The sequence below is a fragment of the Stutzerimonas stutzeri genome (assembly GCF_024448715.1).
In the GTDB taxonomy this organism is placed as follows: Bacteria; Pseudomonadota; Gammaproteobacteria; order Pseudomonadales; family Pseudomonadaceae; genus Stutzerimonas; species Stutzerimonas stutzeri_AR.
Genome location: NZ_JAMOHZ010000001.1, coordinates 465,938 through 482,814 on the forward strand (window position 1 = coordinate 465,938; position 16,877 = coordinate 482,814).

Genomic DNA, 16,877 nt, shown 5'->3' on the forward strand with positions numbered 1-16,877 from the left:
CCCCTCCTCTTTCGATCAGCGCTCGGCGATGGGTACGACCTTGCGCTGTTCCGGCCCGACGTAGTCGGCACTCGGACGGATGATGCGGTTATTGGCGCGCTGCTCGATAACATGGGATGCCCAGCCAGTGACCCGCGAGCACACGAAGATCGGTGTGAACAGCTTGGTCGGGATGCCCATGAAGTGGTACGCGGAGGCGTGATAGAAGTCGGCGTTGGGGAAGAGCTTCTTCTGCGCCCACATGGTTTCGTCGACGGCGACCGACACCGGGTAGAGAACGGTGTCACCCACTTCGTCGGCCAGTTTCTTCGCCCAGACCTTGATGACTTCGTTGCGCGGGTCGGACTCTTTATAGATCGCGTGACCGAAGCCCATGATCTTGTCCTTGCGCTCGAGCATGCCAAGAATGCCCTGCACTGCCGATTCCGGCGAATCCCACTGCTGGATCATTTCCATTGCCGCTTCGTTAGCGCCGCCATGTAGCGGGCCGCGCAGCGAACCGATCGCCCCGGTAACGCAGGAATACATGTCCGACAACGTCGAAGCACAGACGCGAGCGGTGAAGGTCGAGGCGTTGAACTCATGCTCGGCGTATAGAATCAGCGAAACGTTCATCACCTTGACGTGCAGGTCGCTCGGCTTCTTGCCGTGCAGCAGGGCCAGGAAATGCCCACCCAAGGTGTCTTCGTCACTGCTGCACTCGATCCGCGTCTGCTCATGAGTGAAGCGATACCAGTAGCACATGATCGCCGGAAACGCGGCCATCAATCGCTCGGCAACATCGCGCTGCTGCTCGAATGAATGCTCGGGCTCCAGCGTACCGAGCAACGAGGCGCCGGTACGCATGACATCCATCGGATGGGCGTCGGCCGGAATACGCTCCAGCACTTCCTTCAGCGCAGTCGGAAGATCGCGCATGGTTTTCAGCCGTGCTTTGTAATCGGCCAGTTGCTGCGCCGTTGGCAACTCACCATAAAACAGCAGGTAGGCCACCTCTTCGAATTCGGCTTGAGCAGCCAGCTCCCGCACATCGTAGCCACGGTAAGTCAGGCCCGCCCCGGTCTTGCCAACCGTGCACAACGCTGTTTGCCCGGCAACCTGGCCACGCAGGCCGGCGCCACTCAATACTTTTGCTTCAGCCATTGCTCTCTCCTTATTGGATTTGTTCTGGATACTGCAAAGTCGCTCATTAGTAAGCTGTCAGGCTGCCCGCTCGCGCTTCAGCTTTTTTTCTGGGCAAACAGCGCGTCGAGGCTTTGCTCGAATGCGTGATAATTGATGCGCTCGTACAGCTCCATGCGGGTCTGCATGGTGTCGACGACGTTCTTTTGCGTACCGTCGCGGCGGATGGCGGTGTAGACGTTTTCCGCCGCCTTGTTCATCGCGCGGAACGCCGACAGCGGGTACAGCACCAGCGAAACGTCGGCACCGGCCAATTCCTCGGTTGTGTACAGCGGCGTCGAGCCGAACTCGGTGATGTTGGCCAAAATCGGCGCCTTCACCTTTTCAGCGAACAGCTTGTACATCGACAATTCAGTAATAGCCTCCGGGAACACCATGTCGGCACCCGCCTCGATGCAGGCCTGGGCGCGCTCCAGCGCTGACTCTAACCCCTCAACCGCCAACGCATCGGTACGCGCCATGATCACGAAGCTGTCATCGGTACGCGCATCGACTGCCGCCTTGATCCGATCGACCATCTCCTGCTGCGAGACGATCTCCTTGTTGGGGCGATGACCACAGCGCTTGGCGCCCACTTGGTCTTCGATGTGAATCGCCGCTGCACCGAACTTGATCATCGACTTGACGGTACGCGCCACGTTGAACGCGGACGAACCGAAGCCGGTATCGACATCGACCAACAGTGGCAGATCGCAGACATCGGTAATGCGGCGCACGTCCGTGAGCACATCATCCAGCCCGCTGATGCCGAGATCAGGCAAACCAAGCGAACCGGCTGCGACGCCGCCTCCCGACAAGTAAATCGCCTTGAAACCGGCACGCTTGGCCAGCAGCGCATGGTTGGCATTAATCGCGCCGACCACCTGCAGGGGTTGCTCGCTGGCCACTGCATCACGGAAACGCTGGCCGGGGGTAGGAAGTGTCATGCCTCACCTCTTGTTTGTGGTGTCTGTTCCTGAGCGGCCTGATAGTGGCGCTCGATGTTGCGCTTGGATGCACAGATGTGACGACGCATCAGCAGCTCGGCCAATTCGCCGTCGCGGTCGGCGATCGCGTCGAGGATCCGATGGTGTTCGGCGAACGCCTGACGCGGGCGATTCGGTGTCGCTGAAAATTGGATGCGGTACATGCGCACGAGCTGATACAGCTCGCCGCACAACATTTGGGTCAAGGTTCGATTGCCGCTGCCCTGGATGATCCGGTAATGGAAATCGAAGTCGCCTTCCTGCTGGTAGTAACCGACCCCAGCCTGAAACGCCTCATCGCGCTCGTGGGTATCCAGCACCCGACGCAGCTCCCCGATCTCGGCCTCGCTCATACGCTCAGCGGCGAGCCGGCAGGCCATGCCTTCCAGCGATTCGCGAATCTCGTAGAGTTCGATCAGCTCGGCGTGATCAAGCGACACCACGCGAGCGCCAACATGCGGCACGCGCACGAGCAGCCTCTGCCCTTCGAGTCGATGTATCGCCTCGCGCAATGGGCCGCGACTGATGCCGTAAGTACGCGCCAGCTCGGGTTCCGAAATTTTGCTGCCTGGGGCGATCTCGCCTTTGACGATGGCAGCCTGAATCAGCCGAAAAACGTGCTCCGAGAGCGTTCCGTTGTCGACCTGAACAGGAGACGAGATATCTAAGCTATCGAGCATTATTGTTGACACTTCTAGTGGAAGTGCTCGAAATTTACGCCTAAAACACTCGAGCCGTCAATTACAAGAAGGTAGATTGTCGACAGTTAACAAGCAGCACTTGATTACAAAAGAAGGCAAGACAGCAATACACAATGGTGCAAGCCTAGTCGCGACCCCTTAAAGTGCCATGCTAGAATGCGCCGCATTATTGCCGCGGCTGGCGCTCGTCTCGCCGCGCTCACCAAGCTCATGGGCCGCCGTTACGCCCATGCTTTCCGACTCGACTACGCCTGGATCTATGAGCGTCAAATCTAATCTTCTGCTGCTCTGCCTGCTGGCTTCTCCCTTATTCGTCCATGCCGATGAGAAAACCGTCTACGGTCTGAACGAGCATGTCGCACTGCCTGAATTTGGGCTCGAGGTGCAGGCGAAGCTCGATACGGGCGCGCAGACCGCCTCGATCAGCGCGCGTGATATCGAGCGTTTCAAACGCAACGGGAAAGAATGGGTCCGCTTCTACCTGGCCATTGATGAGGCCCACCAGCGCCCCATCGAGCTGCCATTGCAGCGCATCAGCAAGATCAAGCGTCGTGCCGGTGACTTCGATCCGGAAGAAGAAAAAACCTACACACCACGTCCTGTTGTCAAGCTCGACCTATGCATGGGCAAGGCTAAACGCAGCATTGAAGTGAACCTCACGGACCGAAGTGCATTCCAATACCCACTTTTAATCGGTTCCGTTGCTCTTACTCGCTTCGGAGCTCTGGTTGACCCAAGCCTTACTTACGCTGCTGGCAAGCCCGGCTGCATTATCGAATCCGACGCTGACGAGTAACCCATGCGCGCTCTAACCCTGCACCTGAAAGTACTGATTTTTATACTCGTCACGCTGGGCATCGCGATCACCGCGTACCAGATTTTCATTCTCGGCATCCCGGTTACCGAAGACGAAACCGATGATCTGTGGAATATCGACGCCAAAGTCGAATTTCAGGCCAGTGCACGTGAACCGGTGAAGCTGCAGATGTATGTGCCGCCGTTGAATCAGGAGTTCGTCAGCCTCAACGAGAGCTTCATTTCCAACAATTACGGCGTGAGCATCAACCGTGCCGACGGTAATCGTCGGGTGACCTGGTCGGCGCGGCGCGTCAGCGGCAATCAGACCCTCTACTACCGCCTGGTGCTGACTCGACGTTACAGCGGTGAACAAACCAAGGCCACCGGACCGATTTTCCGTGACAGCATTCCGGTCGAAGGTCCCGAAAAAATTGCCGCCGAAGCATTGCTCTCACCAATCCGCCAGCATTCGGCCGACGTCGAGACCTTCATCAGCGAAGCCATCAAGCGGGTCAACAATGCCAATGACGACAACGTAAAGCTGTTGCTCGGTGGCGACGCCTCGACCGCGAACAAGGCAAGCGTGATCGAATTGCTGCTCTCCATTGCGCACGTCCCGATGGAGCGCGTCCACACTGTGCTGCTTTCACCCGACGTAGCACAAACGCCAGAACTCTGGCTGCGCAGCTTCAATGGCGACAAGTGGCTGTATTTCAACCCGGAAACCGGCGAACAGGGTTTGCCGAAAGATCGCCTGGTCTGGTGGACCGGTGATGAGCCCCTACTTAGTCTCGAAGGTGGGCGCAATGCGCAGGTAACCTTCACGCTCAACAGCAGCGAAATGAACGCCATCCGCCTGGCAAAACTGACCGACGAAAATACCGACGCGGATTTCCTCGAATACTCGCTGTACGGCCTGCCGCTGCAGACTCAGCAGACCTACCAGATCATGATCATGATCCCGATCGGTGTGCTGGTGATCCTGATACTGCGCAACCTTGGAGGCCTGCAGACCCTGGGCACGTTCACGCCGGTGCTGATCGCCCTGGCCTTCCGCGAAACCCAGATCGGCTTCGGCATCATTCTGTTCACCTTGATCACCGCGCTAGGCTTGTCCCTGCGCTCGTACCTTGAACATCTCAAATTGCAGATGCTGCCACGCCTCTCGGTAGTGCTGACTTTCGTCGTAGTGCTGATTGCGGTGATCAGCCTGTTCAGCCACAAGCTCGGCCTCGAACGCGGATTGTCCGTGTCGCTGTTCCCGATGGTGATCCTGACCATGACCATCGAGCGTCTGTCCATCACCTGGGAAGAACGCGGCGGCGGCCATGCCTTCAAAGTTGCGGTCGGCACCTTGATTGCCGCGAGCCTGGCCTTCCTGCTGATGAACATCCAGGAGCTGACCTATTTCATCTTCACCTTCCCAGCGGTGCTGCTGATCATGGTGGGCTTCATGCTGGCAATGGGTCGCTACCGCGGCTATCGCCTGACCGAGCTGTTTCGTTTCAAAGCCTTTCTGAAGGATTGAGCCATGTTCGGTCTGATCAAGACGTGGAAGGCCCTCGAAGCCAAGGGCATCATGGGCATCAATCGCCGCAATGCGGACTACGTGCTCAAGTACAACAAGCGCAACCTTTACCCGATCGTCGACGACAAGATCATCACCAAGGAACGGGCCATAGAGGCTGGTATCGATGTCCCGAAAATGTACGGCATCATCGAAACCGAGAAGGACATCGACAAGCTCAAGGATATCGTCAAGGATCATGATGATTTCGTAGTCAAGCCGGCGCAGGGAGCCGGCGGCGACGGCATCCTGGTTATCGCCGATCGCTTCGAGGGTCGTTACCGGACGGTGTCGGGAAAAATCATTACGCATGAAGAGATCGAGCATCAGATCTCCAACATCCTCACCGGCCTCTATTCGCTTGGTGGACACCGCGACCGCGCGCTGATCGAATACCGCGTGACCCCGGATCCGATCTTCAAGAGCATCAGCTACGAAGGCGTGCCCGATATACGCATCATCGTACTGATGGGCTATCCCGTGATGGCGATGCTGCGTCTGCCGACACGGCAATCCGGCGGCAAAGCCAATCTGCACCAGGGCGCGATAGGCGTCGGCGTGGATTTGGCGACCGGCATCACTCTGCGCGGCACCTGGCTGAACAACAAGATTACCAAGCACCCCGATACCACCAACGCGGTGGACGGCGTGCAATTGCCCAACTGGGACGGCTTCATGAAGCTCGCCGCCGGCTGCTATGAGCTATGCGGCCTGGGTTACATCGGTGTCGACATGGTGCTTGACCAGGACAAGGGCCCGCTGATTCTCGAGCTCAACGCACGGCCGGGCCTGAACATCCAGATTGCCAACGATTGCGGATTGACCCATCGTGCACACGCCGTGGAGAACCGGATCGAGGAGCTCAAGGAAAAAGGCATACAGGAAACGCCTGAAGAGCGAGTTCGATTCGCCCAGGAGCTCTTCGGCCACATTCCAGCCCACGTGTGATCCAGGCTCGGTCAGATGGCCGAGCCCTTCTCAAATCGAAACACTTGAATGCTCCTCTGCACGGTACACCCCCTTCCCTATCAGCCTGATCCAGCCACTTGGTTCGAGCGCATTCGCCATGCGCCCGGAGCGGTACTGTTCGACTCCGGACGGCCGATCGCCGAGCGCGGCCGTTATGACCTGTTGAGCGCCTGGCCAATGGATCTGCTGGAGCCCGGCGCGACAGAAAGCGGCGCCACCTTCTTCGCACGCCTTCGCGGCGCCTTGCTATCGCTCGGCGAAGCGGAAGTACCAGCAGGTCTTGAGATTCCTTTCGCAGGCGGCCTGCTGGGCTTTCTCAGCTATGACTTCGGCACGCGGCTGGAGCGGCTCCCTGCGACCGCCACGCAGGATTTGCAGCTGCCTGTCGCGCGGTTCGGCCTATACGCCTGGGCACTGATCAGCGATCACCGCCGCCAAGCGACTCATCTGATTTTTCACCCGAAGCTTGGCGATGCGGATCGGATTCGTCTGATCGAGCTGTTTGAATCCGAGCGGCAACCAGCGGGCGGTTTTTTCAGCCTTTCCTCGGCCTTTGCCCCAGACCTGCCGCCTGCCGAATATCAGCGTGCGGTCGAACGTATCCAGCAATACATCCAGGCTGGAGACTGTTATCAGGTCAACTTCGCGCAGCGCTTCTGCGCGCCCTGCACCGGTGATGCCTGGCAGGCTTATCGAGCCCTGCGCGCCGCCTGTCCAACGCCCTACTCCGGTTTTATGACCCTGGACAATGGAGCAATCGTCAGCCTGTCCCCCGAACGCTTTCTTCGTCTTACCGACGGCACCGTTGAAACCCGCCCCATTAAGGGCACGCGTCCTCGTCGGCACGATCCGCAGGCCGACCAGGCCGAGGCCCAGATACTGCTTGCGAGCGAGAAGGACCGTGCGGAAAACTTGATGATTGTCGACCTGCTACGCAACGATCTCGGGCGCAGCTGCGAGATCGGCAGCGTAAGGGTTCCCGAATTGTTCTCGCTGGAAAGCTATCCGAACGTCCATCATCTGGTTAGTAGCGTCACCGGTACCCTGGCCGCCGGCAAAGACGCATTGGACCTGTTGGCAGGCAGCTTTCCGGGCGGTTCGATAACTGGCGCGCCGAAAATCCGCGCCATGCAGATCATCGATGAGCTGGAAGCCACCCGCCGCTCGATCTACTGCGGCTCATTGCTTTATCTCGACGTGCGGGGCGAAATGGACAGTTCGATCGCCATCCGTACGCTCCTGATAAGCGACGGGCAGGCAAGCTGCTGGGGCGGCGGAGGGATCGTCGCGGATTCGAGCTGGCAGGCCGAATACCGGGAATCGATGGATAAGGTTGATATCTTGATGAAAGCGCTTGAATCAGCCTTTTCCGAATTGCCATAGAAGAACGAATCCTCTTCACGCATGCGCCCAACCCAACGCAAGCGTTTTGCAAACAGGCCAATAAGTACCCATGAGAGGCCGCACGGTTATGCGACTCCGCTCCATTTAAGAAGGAAAATTATGCCCAGCTTGAACCGCATCATTCTGATCAATACCCACCTTCAGGGTGTGGTAGAGCTGGTCGTGGACGGTCATACCAATATTTGTGGAACCAATGCTTCCGGTAAAACCACGCTGCAGCGCTTGGTACCGGTGTTCTATGGCGAGTACCCGAGCCGCGTGGTGCCGGCCACGCGTGACAGCTTCGAGCGTTGGTATCTGCCCACCGAGCAGAGCTTCATCATTTACGAATACCGGCGCATGGACGACCATCTTTGCCAAGTCGTCCTGGCCAGCGCCAGCGATGGCAAAGGCGTCGTTTATCGCTTGGTGCAGAAAGGCTTTGATCTAGAGGACTACACCAAGAGCCGCCAGGGCGAGGCCATCACCTGTCTGAGCATGGCGGAGTTGGGGCGTCAGCTAAAGCAAGCTGGAGTGCCCATCACCACGCTACTCAACACTCGCCAGTTCCGCGCCATTATCCAGAATGACCGCAGCCTACTTGCAGCAGACGGCCAGCGCGCCGAATTGCGGACCTGGGCGCGGCAATTCTCGTTGTGCGACAGCGAGCACTCACTGCGCCACATTGAAAAACTCGCCCGCGCGGTGCACTCGCGCGAAGGCAAGATGGAAACCGTCAAATCGATGGTCGCCGCGATCCTCGAGGAAGACGGCGTCAGCCCCCCGTCCACCCATCTCAACCTGCAGCGGGTCGAGGACTGGATTCGTGACAGCCGATTAATTCAAGGCTTCAACGCGATCCGACCGGAATTCGACAAACTCGAGCGTGAATATCAGGACCTGCTCGCCAGCGAACATCGCCTAAGTGGCCTGCTGCTCGGCTATCGCGCCGACGATTCGCGCCTGTTCCAGCGCCAGGAAGAAACCGCCTCGGTCATCGAACAGACCGGTCGTCAGCTAAAGCAATTGGAGGAGCAGTGGAAGGATCAGCGCGACACGCTCAACCAGGAATTTTCTGCGGCCAAGGGTGATGTTTCGCGTATCGAGGAGGAGCTGGATCAAATCGAGGAGCAATATCAGGTTTTTCTCGATGCCGACATGGATCAGGCCAAGGCCGACTTGGAGCAGGTCGGCGTCTGGCGCGACGATCTGAATAACCTGCAGGCCCGTCACCGTCTACTGACCGAACAGCATCGGGACGTGGAACACGCCTACCTGGAACGCCAGCAGGCGATCAAAGATCAGCGCGAGGCGGCTCTAGATCAGCTGCGCGAGCAACAGGATGCCCTGCGCGAGGAGCGTGATTCGCAAAAAGCGTTGCAAGATGACGCCCTGAATACGCTGGAACAAACCTTCAACAGCCGCCGCCAGCAAGGCGTAGAGGCCTTCGGCGAGCGCAAGCACCAACTGCACCTTGAGCAGAATCGACTGCAGCAGCTCATCGACAATTCCGGCTACACCGAGGACGAAAACCTCAGCCTCGCGATCCTTGACCGCCGCTTGGACGAAGCCGACGAGAAAGTCGAAGCTGCCGAATCCCTCGTCCAACAGCTCCAAAACCAGGAACGCCTGCTGCGCAATCGGCGCGATGAATCCAACAATACGCTTACGCTATGCAGGCGGAGACTGAACGAGCGCCAGGAACAACTCGACGACCTGGAACGCCTGCTTTACCCCGGGCAGCACACCCTGCTGGAATTTTTGCGCCGCGAACAACCTGGCTGGGAAAGCCGCCTGGGCAAGGTGATCGAGCCTGCGTTACTGCAGCGCGCCGATCTCAAGCCGGCATTGAGCGAGACCGATCCGGACAGCCTGTTTGGCCTGCACTTGGATCTGTCTACTTTGGACGTCCCCGCTCATGCCGCCAGCGAAGCGGAGCTTCGCCGGCAAGTGCAGCTCGCCAAGGATGCCTTGGAGGATGCACAGAACCAGCAACAGGAAGCGGAAAAACAGCTGATCGAGGCCACCGCGGCCCTGGATGAGCAGCAACACCAGCTGGTAGTCGCCCGCACCGATTCGCACAATCGCCGTGACGATCGCCAGCGTCTCAAGGAAGAGCGTCGGAACCAGAAAGAAAAGCTCGATGCCGCCCTAGCCGAACGCCGCATAAAGGCCAGGAAGCAACTGGCCGAACTGGAGGCCCAGCTCAAGCAGTTAGCCAGCGAGCATCAGGACTGGCTGGACGAATTGAAGAATCAGCATCATGAGGAGCGCCTGGAAAAGTCTGCCCATTGGCAGCAGGTAATCGGCAGCCTCGACAGTCAGATTCGCCAGCTCAAGGCCAACGCCGACGAGCGCCGGGAGAAGGCAAAAAACGAGCTCGACGAGTGCGAGCTTTGGTATCAAGCAGAACTGACCTCCCGCGGTGTCGACGAAGCCGCAATCATCGATCTCAAGCGCCAGATTAAAACCCTCGGCGAACGGATCACTCGCGCCGAGCAGCGCCGCTCCGATGTCCTGCGCTATGAGGAGTGGTACCGGCACAGTTGGTTGCAACGCAAGCCCAAACTACAGAGCGAATTAAGTCAGGGCCGCACCTGCATGGGCGAGCTGGAGCAGCAGCTTAAAACCGCCACGGCAAGCTACAAGAGTGAACGCAGCCGCTTCGAAGATGAGCGCCTCAAGGCCATCCAATTGAAGGGCAGCCTCGATGATGCGCTGACCCGCCTGAAATCGCTGCTCAAGCGCCTCGGCGAGCTCAAGCTGCCCCGTGATGGCGAAATCGCCGAGGGCGAACTGGATGAGCGTCTGCGTTTAGGTGAGGAGCAATTGCATGCTCGCGAGCAGATGCTTTCCGCGATCAAGAGCCATGTTGAGCACTTCGATAACCTCATCGTTGGCCAGTCCGGCTCCAACCTGGCGGAAACCTGGGAGCGCAGCCGCGAGGAATGCACCCTGGTCAATGTTCGAGGCATTTCCAGCCTCGATTACCGCAAGCTAGTGCCTCATCTGGCACAGCTGCTTAATGTATTGGTGCCGCAAAGCCTTACCGCCCTGCGTGAACAGGGCAAGATTTTCGGTATCGACCTTCATGGCTACTACGAGGTGCTGGCTGACATCGATCGACGCATCGCCACCCAGAGCGCGCGTATTACTCGCGAGGTGAGCGAGGAGCTGTTCCTGGACGGCGTCTCCGATTCGGCGGTGCGCATCCGCTCGCGTATCAGCGAACTGGAATTCTGGCCGGAGCTTAAAGCGTTCATCTCGGCATTCCGCGAATGGCGGGAGGACGGTTTTAGCGAACTGCCCAGCGAGGAATACACTGCCAGCATGCGCCGAGCACTGGACATCATTGGCCGCTCGGCGGTGAGTAACGGCATTGCCGGCCTGTTGGAAATCGAACTGCGCCTGCGCGAGGGCAACAGTGATCTGGTGATCCGTACCGACCGCCAGCTCAACGAATCTTCCAGCCACGGCATGGCCTATCTGATCCTCTGCAAATTTCTGCTGGCTTTCACCCGCCTGCTGCGCGGAGGTTCGCCGGCCACCATCCATTGGCCGATCGATGAACTGGGTACCTTGCACCACAACAACGTAAAGAAGATTTTCGACGCCTGTAGCAACAACAACATCCGCGTCCTCGGCGCCTTCCCCAATCCGGACTCCGAGGTGCTATCACTGTTCACCAATCGCTACATCGTCAACAAGCAGACCCGCCAGTTGCAGGTAGTCAAGCCGAAGGTGGATCTCATCGCGGCGAAACTCATGGCACGCAGAACCGGAGAGGTGGTTTAAATGCTCTCGACGAAAGGACAGGTCATCGAATGCCTACTCAAAGGCGACTTCATCTGCCGCATCACCAACGAGGATGGCTGGCGCTTCCTGAAAAATCCTGCCAACCGTGAACAGTTGGACGATTATTTGGGCACGCTCAACCGCGTTGTCGCCACGGTCGGCACCGGCGCCGACAGCGATGTGTTCTTCTGCGGCTATCGCCAGCTTGGTGAAGATCAGCGCAGAGTTGTCAGCCAACAGTTTCGTGACATCTGCAGTGCGCTGACACCGCTGGTGGAGTGGCTGGTTCTCGTGCAGGAGGCAAGCGCGCAAGACGCTCCACTCACCGAAGGCAGCGCCTTGCGTCTCAACGAGCTGCAAAGCGTGGTCGAAGACACTCCGGCGTTTCGCGAACAGCTGGCGCGCATCAGCCATTACCGGCTATTCGGCTCGACCAGTGTGAATACCGATGGGCAGATCAAACAGGTCTTCAAACGCCTCTGTGAGATGGGTTACTTGTTTCGCCCGAATCCCGACAAGCAGATCTATCTGGCCACCGGCAAGCTGGACTATTTGTATGAAGTAATCCGTTTCATCGACGAAACCGAAAGCCTGGGGCTGGAAGATCGCGCCGACGAGGCTAGCCAAGGCCACCTGTTATGAACAGCAACCTTCATCAGGGTGGGGTGCGCTTCCTGCGCCAACTCGGCCGCCATGCCGAACCGATCATGGATGCTTACCTGACCGGCTCGTTGCCGGACGACACGCTGGAGCCAGCAGTACAGGATCGACTGGTAAAGGACGGCATCCTCTATCGTCCCGAACCAGGCGCCGACCTGCACCTGCGCCGAGTGGTGCGGGCGTTGCTCGAAGAAGCCCTGCGCGATGATCGCAACCGGCAGATCGACGCCAATACCGGCTCGGCGCTAGCTACCTTCAAGACGCTGGCTGCACATTACAAAGAAGCTCGCCACCAGGGTGATTATGCTGCCGCAGACGCCTACCTGGCGGACCTTAAGGAACACGTCTACGCATTCGGTGAAACCCTGAGCCACAGCATTCGCGTGCTATGGAGCCGAATCAACAACGAGTTCGGCTACGTCGGCACATTGAATGCCAAGATCCGAGAAAACGAATTAGCCCAGGCTCAGGTAAGTGAGCTGCTCGCTGGGCTGGAAATGATCAGCTTCGAGGAGCTGGCCGAAGCTGCGGGCGAGCTCCGTGAGCTGCGCCGCCTGTTGGTCGCCAGCCTGCAGCATACGGTCAGTGCCTGCGCTCAGGAGCTGAGCATCGTGCAGGGACGCCTGCTGGAGTTGCTTGGCCGCTTCCGGCAAATCCGAGGTCGCACACGCCTGTTAAAGGGCTGGCTGCTACACACGAATCAGCAGCCCGACTATCAGGTGGGCAACCACGCCGTTCATCTGGAAGTACCGCAGCTGTTCAACCTCGCCGGACCGATCCTGGCGCCTGCAGCGGTGGACGTTCATAACCCGCTACACGAACCCGACCTGCTGGAGCTCGTTGCTCAGTTGCGCCTCAATCAGTCGCAGGAGCAATTCAGCACAGCGCCGGTCGAGGCGGCGGAGTTCATGCTCGGCGAGGTGGACGCCTTCGAAGTTGTCAGCAATCCGATCCGCGACGCTGTGGCGACCTACTTTTGCCATGTCATCGACAGAGGCCAGGCAGTTTCGGCGCTGGAATATCGCCAGCAGCACAACCTGCCCTGGAATGCGGAAAGCTGGCTGTATCAAGTTATCGCCGGCTACGAAGGCCTGCCGGATGAGCAGAAGCGGGATTTTGAGCTGGACCCCATCGGCGAGGTGCATCCGGTATTTTCCGGCAACTTCATTGTGAGGGATGTGGCGTTGGGACTGGCATGAAGAGGAAATTATATGAAGCTGTCCGTCAACTGCTTCGCGAGCGCCAGGAACGAGTCCCGTTAAGTACGACCTGGAAGAAAATCCACAGCCATTTCGACATTGGCGTGCCCGAAGGCAAATGGCTGAAGTTCGATCGGGAACAGCGGGAAATACTGCGTCAACAAGCCTTCATGGATTGGGGTTTCGATCCGCTGGAAGGTATTCCAGACGGTACACGACTTGAAGTTGCCGCCCAGGCTATCGATGAAAAAATCGCCCGTCAGCGTCCTGACGACGGTTATGTACTGATCAAAGGCCGCCTCCCCTTCCCCTTGCCAACGCTGAGCCCGGAGCTGAGCCCGGAGCTGAGCCTGCGCGTGCCGTTGGCTAGTCTGAACCTCGCTGCGATCGCTCAAGTTCTGGTTATCGAAAACCTCGACAGCTTCGACGACTGGCAGCAATACCATGCGCCCACAGAGTTAAACGACAGCCTGCTGCTCTATCGCGGCCATGGCGGTTGGGCCAGAGGCACCCGACGGCTGCTCGCCAGCCTGCCCACGACCGCTAGAGTCATCGTCTTCCCCGACTATGATCCAGCCGGCCTGTTCATCGCCGCGACCTTACCCCGTGCCGATGCGCTACTGATACCGCACCTCGACGAGACGCTGATAAGAAAAGGCAGCAGAGAACATTCTGGCCGTCAGTACAGGGCCACTCGCTATCTGGACCGCAGCGAACTGGGCAACTGGCAAGATGTGTGGGAGGAAATGAAGGAAAGAGGCGTCAGCATCAAGCAGCAACATATGCTGGCTTTGGGTACAACATTGCAAGTGGTGGCGCGCCAGGCAGATGGCTCGCGTTAGCTGTTGATGGTAACAATGACTAGAACGAACGAGGCCCGCATAAGCGGGCCTCGTTTTTGATGCAAAGCTGGACTAAAGGCTAAGGTTGCGATTCGATGCCTTGAGGAATTCCTGCTTAAGCGCCTCGAACGTATGCACAGCCGGGAACTGCGGAAACTCGCGGATAACATTGTCTGGCGCATGGAACAGGATGCCGGCATGCGCCTCGGAAAGCATGGTGGTGTCGTTGTACGAGTCACCAGCGGCAATGATGCGGTAATACAGGCTTTTCAGCGCAATCACGGATTGACGCTTGGGATCCTTCTGGCGCAGTTGGTAATCGACGACGCGACCCGACTCGTCAGTGATCAAGCGATGGCAAAGCAGCGTCGGGAAGCCCAGCTGACGCATCAGCGGCTGTGAAAATTCGTAGAACGTATCCGACAGAATCACGACCTGGAAACGCTCACGCAGCCAGTCGACGAATTCGACGGCGCCGTCCAGTGGCTTCAGAGTGCTAATGACGGCCTGAATGTCTGACAGCTTCAAGCCATGCTCGTCCAGGATGCGCAGCCGCTGCTTCATCAGCACGTCATAGTCTGGAATGTCCCGCGTGGTCGCCCGCAGCGATTCGATTCCAGTGGCCTCGGCAAAGGCGATCCAGATTTCCGGAACCAAAACACCTTCCAGGTCGAGACAGGCTATTTCCACGGGCCACTCCTCAAAGCAGAAAAATTGAAGCGGCACTCTAACGGCAGTGGCCGAGGGACGCAACGCAACGCTTATTCCCTAAACAGCGGTAGATCAACCTCAAACGTTATTTAGAGTCATAAAGCCAGTTTGTTAACATCCGCGGCCAGCAGAGCGCGCCAAGCGCCAACCAAGGAAGCCGCCTGATGAGCCAATCTATTGATGTAGCCGAGCTGGCAGCCGCCTATGCCAGCAAGTCCCCACAGGAAGTTCTCAAGCTCGCCTTCGATCTGTTCGGCGACGATCTCTGGATCTCGTTCAGCGGTGCTGAAGATGTAGTGCTGGTCGATATGGCCTGGAAACTGAACAAGAACGTCAAAGTGTTCAGCCTGGATACCGGTCGCCTGCACGGCGAAACCTACCGGTTTATCGAGCAGGTTCGGGAGCATTACGGCATTCCGATTCAGATCATGACGCCGGACCCCAAACTGCTCGAGCCAATGGTCAACGAAAAAGGTCTGTTCAGCTTCTATCGCGACGGCCATGGCGAATGCTGCGGCATCCGCAAGATCGAGCCACTGCGGCGCAAGCTTTCCGGCGTCCGCGCCTGGGCTACCGGCCAGCGTCGCGACCAGAGCCCTGGCACGCGCAGCCAGGTATCGGTGCTGGAAATCGACAGCGCCTTTTCGACGCCCGAGCACACGCTATACAAGTTCAATCCATTGGCGCAGATGACCAGCGAGGAAGTCTGGGGTTATATCCGCATGCTCGAAGTGCCTTACAACAGCCTGCATGAGCGCGGTTTCATCAGCATTGGCTGCGAACCCTGCACCCGTCCTGTTTTGCCGAACCAGCACGAACGCGAAGGTCGTTGGTGGTGGGAGGAGTCCACGCAGAAAGAGTGCGGCCTGCATGCCGGTAACTTGATCGCGAAAAGCTGACGGCCTGGTTTCGCGTCCCCAGTAATAGCCGCCTACGAGCTGATTTCACCGGCCAGCTCGTAGGATCGCCTCGGACCCTGGCCGGAGCCGGCTAAATTCGAAGCGTTGTTCTCACTGCCACAGTGATAGGGGTCGATCACCCTACCGACACCCCGCTATCGTCTCCGACCGCAGCATCTTGTCAGCCACTGACTCGGGCCGAATCTCGCGCCCCATTAGAAAGTAGGCAGTTGGACGTCCTGAAATAATTCATCCAACTCAATCTTGTTGCGGCATTGCACTGCCTTCTCGAGCATCTCCCTATCGAGATGCGGCGCAAAGGTTTCGATGAAATCACACATGAAGCCGCGCAGGAACGTGCCGCGGCGGAAGCCAATTTTGGTGACACTGGCCTCGAACAGCTCGCTGGCATCGAGTACTACCAAGTCTGGATCGAGTTTGGCATCGACCGCCATGCGCGCGACGATTCCCACGCCCAAGCCCAAACGCACATAAGTCTTGATGACGTCCGCATCCGCCGCGGTGAACACGACCTTAGGCGAAAGTCCTCTGTGGTTGAAAGCCTCGTCCAGCTTGGAGCGTCCGGTAAAGCCGAATACGTAAGTCACGATCGGGTGTTCCGCCAACGCTTCGAGGGTGAGTTTTTCCAGCTTCGCCAGAGGATGACCCTGCGGTACCACAACGCAGCGATTCCAGCGATAGCACGGCATCATCACCAGGTCACCAAACAGCTCCAGTCCCTCGGTGGCGATGGCGAAGTCTACAGTTCCGTCAGCCGCCATCTCCGCGATTTGCATCGGTGTGCCTTGATGCATATGCAGTGAAACATCCGGGTACTGCTTGATGAATGCACTGATTACCTGCGGCAATGCGTAGCGAGCCTGGGTGTGGGTCGTCGCGATGCTCAGGGTGCCGCGCTTTTCGTTGGAAAATTCTTGAGCGATCTGCTTGATGCTTTCGCATTTGCGAAGAATTTCGCCAGCAGTGGTAATGATTCGCTCGCCAGCCGGAGTGACTCTGGTCAGATGCTTGCCGCTGCGGGCGAAGACTTCGACCCCCAACTCATCTTCGAGCAACCGAATCTGCTTGCTGATACCGGGCTGGGACGTGAACAGGCTTTGTGCCGTTGCCGAGACATTGAGGTCATGATGCGCTACCTCCCAGATGTAACGCAGTTGCTGAAGCTTCATAGAGATCCCTCAAAAG

14 protein-coding genes are annotated in these 16,877 nt (G+C 58.2%); 9 read left to right on the forward strand and 5 right to left on the reverse strand.

Annotated features, from left to right (window positions below):
* Window positions 1-15: 15 nt before the first annotated feature.
* The 3 genes from prpC to NAV33_RS02000 form a co-directional block, all read right to left on the reverse strand.
* The gene (gene prpC / locus NAV33_RS01990) at window positions 16-1,143 is read right to left on the reverse strand and encodes a bifunctional 2-methylcitrate synthase/citrate synthase (RefSeq protein WP_255976361.1); all 1,128 of its coding nucleotides are present in this window, start codon (window positions 1,141-1,143) and stop codon (window positions 16-18) included.
* 77 nt (window positions 1,144-1,220) lie between these two features.
* Window positions 1,221-2,108: a methylisocitrate lyase gene (prpB, locus tag NAV33_RS01995; protein WP_255976363.1), complete on the reverse strand. Its 888-nt coding sequence runs from the start codon at window positions 2,106-2,108 to the stop codon at window positions 1,221-1,223.
* Entirely contained in the window at window positions 2,105-2,827 is a 723-nt protein-coding gene (locus tag NAV33_RS02000; protein WP_255976365.1) for a GntR family transcriptional regulator, read from the reverse strand. Before NAV33_RS02000 ends, prpB begins: the two co-directional genes overlap by 4 nt.
* Before the next feature lie 280 nt (window positions 2,828-3,107).
* Between NAV33_RS02000 and NAV33_RS02005 the strand changes: the two genes are divergently transcribed.
* The 8 genes from NAV33_RS02005 to NAV33_RS02040 all read left to right on the forward strand — a co-directional run bounded on the left by NAV33_RS02005 (window position 3,108) and on the right by NAV33_RS02040 (window position 14,061).
* Window positions 3,108-3,644 carry an ATP-dependent zinc protease gene (locus NAV33_RS02005; RefSeq protein ID WP_255976996.1) on the forward strand — a complete coding sequence of 179 codons (537 nt, stop codon included), beginning with the start codon at window positions 3,108-3,110 and terminating at the stop codon, window positions 3,642-3,644.
* A 3-nt stretch (window positions 3,645-3,647) separates the two neighbouring features.
* On the forward strand, window positions 3,648-5,174 hold the full coding sequence (locus NAV33_RS02010) for an inactive transglutaminase family protein (protein ID WP_255976367.1): 1,527 nt from the start codon (window positions 3,648-3,650) through the stop codon (window positions 5,172-5,174).
* Between the two features lie 3 nt (window positions 5,175-5,177).
* On the forward strand, window positions 5,178-6,161 hold the full coding sequence (locus NAV33_RS02015) for an alpha-L-glutamate ligase-like protein (RefSeq protein WP_255976369.1): 984 nt from the start codon (window positions 5,178-5,180) through the stop codon (window positions 6,159-6,161).
* 48 nt (window positions 6,162-6,209) lie between these two features.
* Complete coding sequence (gene pabB, locus NAV33_RS02020; RefSeq protein ID WP_255976371.1) at window positions 6,210-7,565, forward strand: aminodeoxychorismate synthase component I; 1,356 nt, start codon at window positions 6,210-6,212, stop codon at window positions 7,563-7,565.
* Between the two features lie 120 nt (window positions 7,566-7,685).
* Window positions 7,686-11,360 carry an ATP-binding protein gene (locus NAV33_RS02025; protein WP_255976373.1) on the forward strand — a complete coding sequence of 1,225 codons (3,675 nt, stop codon included), beginning with the start codon at window positions 7,686-7,688 and terminating at the stop codon, window positions 11,358-11,360.
* Window positions 11,361-12,002 carry a hypothetical protein gene (locus NAV33_RS02030; protein WP_255976375.1) on the forward strand — a complete coding sequence of 214 codons (642 nt, stop codon included), beginning with the start codon at window positions 11,361-11,363 and terminating at the stop codon, window positions 12,000-12,002. It begins immediately after the preceding gene.
* Window positions 11,999-13,219 (forward strand): phosphoenolpyruvate carboxylase, encoded by a 1,221-nt coding sequence (locus tag NAV33_RS02035; protein WP_255976377.1) that lies wholly within the window; start codon window positions 11,999-12,001, stop codon window positions 13,217-13,219. Before NAV33_RS02030 ends, NAV33_RS02035 begins: the two co-directional genes overlap by 4 nt.
* Window positions 13,216-14,061: a DUF7281 domain-containing protein gene (locus NAV33_RS02040; RefSeq protein WP_255976379.1), complete on the forward strand. Its 846-nt coding sequence runs from the start codon at window positions 13,216-13,218 to the stop codon at window positions 14,059-14,061. The genes NAV33_RS02035 and NAV33_RS02040 overlap by 4 nt, the downstream gene beginning before the upstream one ends.
* 72 nt (window positions 14,062-14,133) lie before the next feature.
* On the opposite strand, the gene thrH is transcribed toward NAV33_RS02040, so the two are convergent.
* Window positions 14,134-14,751 (reverse strand): bifunctional phosphoserine phosphatase/homoserine phosphotransferase ThrH, encoded by a 618-nt coding sequence (gene thrH, locus NAV33_RS02045; RefSeq protein ID WP_255976381.1) that lies wholly within the window; start codon window positions 14,749-14,751, stop codon window positions 14,134-14,136.
* A 185-nt stretch (window positions 14,752-14,936) separates the two neighbouring features.
* On the opposite strand from thrH, the gene NAV33_RS02050 reads away from it, so the two are divergent.
* On the forward strand, window positions 14,937-15,671 hold the full coding sequence (locus tag NAV33_RS02050) for a phosphoadenylyl-sulfate reductase (RefSeq protein ID WP_255976383.1): 735 nt from the start codon (window positions 14,937-14,939) through the stop codon (window positions 15,669-15,671).
* Window positions 15,672-15,886: 215 nt separating this feature from the next.
* Here NAV33_RS02050 and cysB read toward each other — a convergent pair whose 3' ends face one another.
* Window positions 15,887-16,861, reverse strand: coding sequence for an HTH-type transcriptional regulator CysB (cysB, locus tag NAV33_RS02055; protein ID WP_255976385.1), 975 nt, complete (start codon window positions 16,859-16,861; stop codon window positions 15,887-15,889).
* Window positions 16,862-16,877: the final 16 nt, after the last annotated feature.

What these genes read in the sequence shown, in the direction of transcription:
- pabB (WP_255976371.1), top strand. Translation starts at nt 6,210, where the DNA reads ATGCTCCTCTGCACGGTACACCCCCTTCCCTATCAGCCTGATCCAGCC.
- NAV33_RS02035 (WP_255976377.1), top strand. Translation starts at nt 11,999, where the DNA reads ATGAACAGCAACCTTCATCAGGGTGGGGTGCGCTTCCTGCGCCAACTC.
- prpB (WP_255976363.1), bottom strand. Translation starts at nt 2,108, where the DNA reads ATGACACTTCCTACCCCCGGCCAGCGTTTCCGTGATGCAGTGGCCAGC.
- NAV33_RS02005 (WP_255976996.1), top strand. Translation starts at nt 3,108, where the DNA reads ATGAGCGTCAAATCTAATCTTCTGCTGCTCTGCCTGCTGGCTTCTCCC.
- NAV33_RS02000 (WP_255976365.1), bottom strand. Translation starts at nt 2,827, where the DNA reads ATGCTCGATAGCTTAGATATCTCGTCTCCTGTTCAGGTCGACAACGGA.
- cysB (WP_255976385.1), bottom strand. Translation starts at nt 16,861, where the DNA reads ATGAAGCTTCAGCAACTGCGTTACATCTGGGAGGTAGCGCATCATGAC.
- NAV33_RS02050 (WP_255976383.1), top strand. Translation starts at nt 14,937, where the DNA reads ATGAGCCAATCTATTGATGTAGCCGAGCTGGCAGCCGCCTATGCCAGC.
- prpC (WP_255976361.1), bottom strand. Translation starts at nt 1,143, where the DNA reads ATGGCTGAAGCAAAAGTATTGAGTGGCGCCGGCCTGCGTGGCCAGGTT.
- NAV33_RS02040 (WP_255976379.1), top strand. Translation starts at nt 13,216, where the DNA reads ATGAAGAGGAAATTATATGAAGCTGTCCGTCAACTGCTTCGCGAGCGC.
- NAV33_RS02015 (WP_255976369.1), top strand. Translation starts at nt 5,178, where the DNA reads ATGTTCGGTCTGATCAAGACGTGGAAGGCCCTCGAAGCCAAGGGCATC.
- NAV33_RS02030 (WP_255976375.1), top strand. Translation starts at nt 11,361, where the DNA reads ATGCTCTCGACGAAAGGACAGGTCATCGAATGCCTACTCAAAGGCGAC.
- NAV33_RS02010 (WP_255976367.1), top strand. Translation starts at nt 3,648, where the DNA reads ATGCGCGCTCTAACCCTGCACCTGAAAGTACTGATTTTTATACTCGTC.
- NAV33_RS02025 (WP_255976373.1), top strand. Translation starts at nt 7,686, where the DNA reads ATGCCCAGCTTGAACCGCATCATTCTGATCAATACCCACCTTCAGGGT.